Origin of the sequence: Nostocoides australiense Ben110 (assembly GCF_001050535.1) — a bacterium.
Lineage (GTDB): Bacteria > Actinomycetota > Actinomycetes > Actinomycetales > Dermatophilaceae > Nostocoides_A > Nostocoides_A australiense.
In genome coordinates this window covers 3,638,693-3,639,982 of sequence record NZ_HG764815.1, presented here as the reverse complement: position 1 = coordinate 3,639,982, position 1,290 = coordinate 3,638,693, and the positions used below count along the sequence as shown (strand labels likewise).

Sequence of the window (1,290 nt, the reverse complement as noted above, 5' to 3'; positions counted from 1 at the left end):
CGGCGGCCAGGGTGGCCAGGGCGGGTGGGGCCAACAGGCTCCGCAGTCCGGCAACCAGGGCGGCGGCTGGGGGCAACAGGCCCCGCAGTCCGGCCAGAACGGTCAAGGCGGCCAGGGCAACTCCGGCGGCTGGGGCGGCGGCGCCCCGTCCTACGACGAACCCCCGTTCTGAGTCCAATGGGTTCGATTCCGGTTCGCCTCGGGCGATCTGCGAGTCGGCTTATCGATAGGGAGCCCGGCCTGCGTCCTCACCAAATGAGGACTCACCTGATCTGCGCTCCCACCACTAATCCAGTTTGATCCATCCCGAGTTCGAAGCTCGGGCTCATCCGAAAAGGAGAGCACCACGATGGCTAAGCCCGTTGTGCGTCGGCCCAAGAAGAAGGCCAACCCCCTCAAGTCCGCGAAGATCGAGAACATCGACTACAAGGACGCCGCGCTGCTGCGCAAGTTCATCTCCGACCGCGGCAAGATCCGTTCGCGCCGCGTGACCGGGGTGTCGGTGCAGGAGCAGCGCCTGATCGCCCAGGCCGTCAAGAACGCCCGCGAGATGGCGCTGCTGCCCTACAGCAGCTCCTCCCGCTGACCCCCGAGACCGAAGGAGAACACCTGATGAAGGTCATCCTGACCCACGAGGTCACCGGCCTCGGCACCGCGGGTGACGTCGTCGACGTCAAGCCCGGTTACGCCCGCAACTTCCTCTACAAGCGGGGCCTGGCCACCGCGTGGAGCGCCGGCGCGCAGAAGCAGATCGATGCCATCGCCCGCGGCCGTGAGGCCCGTGCCGTCAAGTCCCTCGAAGAGGCCCAGTCGATCAAGGGCAACCTCGAGGCCAGCACGGTCCAGGTGGCCGCGCACGCCGGCAAGGAGGGCCGCCTGTTCGGCGCCGTCTCCACCGCCGACATCGCGGCCGCCGTCAAGGCCGCGGGCGGTCCGGACCTCGACCGCCGCACGATCGAGGTGCCGACCCCGATCAAGGCCGTCGGCAGCCACACCGCCCTGGTGCGTCTGCACCCGGAGGTCCAGGCGAACCTGACGCTGGACGTCGTCGCCGGCTGACCGCATACGACTGCGCAGCGCCCCCGCATCCACCCGGATGCGGGGGCGTGCTGCTTTGCCGGGCAGGCCAGGCCGGGTTCGGTGCGGATTCATCCATCTCGTTAGATCACAGGTGGGCGGCGGTTCCCCCTACGGTGGGCTTGGCCGCGGATGTGTGATCCACGGCACAACCCACGAGGGAGTCTTCACATGCAACGCACCCGTTTCTACGCCGCCGGTGCCGCGGCCGCC

General features: G+C 68.8%; 2 protein-coding genes. Both read left to right on the top strand.

All coding sequences use genetic code 11. The annotated features are described in order from the left end of the window. Positions 1-349: 349 nt before the first annotated feature. Entirely contained in the window at positions 350-586 is a 237-nt protein-coding gene (rpsR, locus tag BN11_RS17850; protein WP_048699645.1) for a 30S ribosomal protein S18, read from the top strand. Between the two features lie 26 nt (positions 587-612). Then, positions 613-1,059: a 50S ribosomal protein L9 gene (rplI, locus tag BN11_RS17845; protein WP_048699644.1), complete on the top strand. Its 447-nt coding sequence runs from the start codon at positions 613-615 to the stop codon at positions 1,057-1,059. Positions 1,060-1,290: the final 231 nt, after the last annotated feature.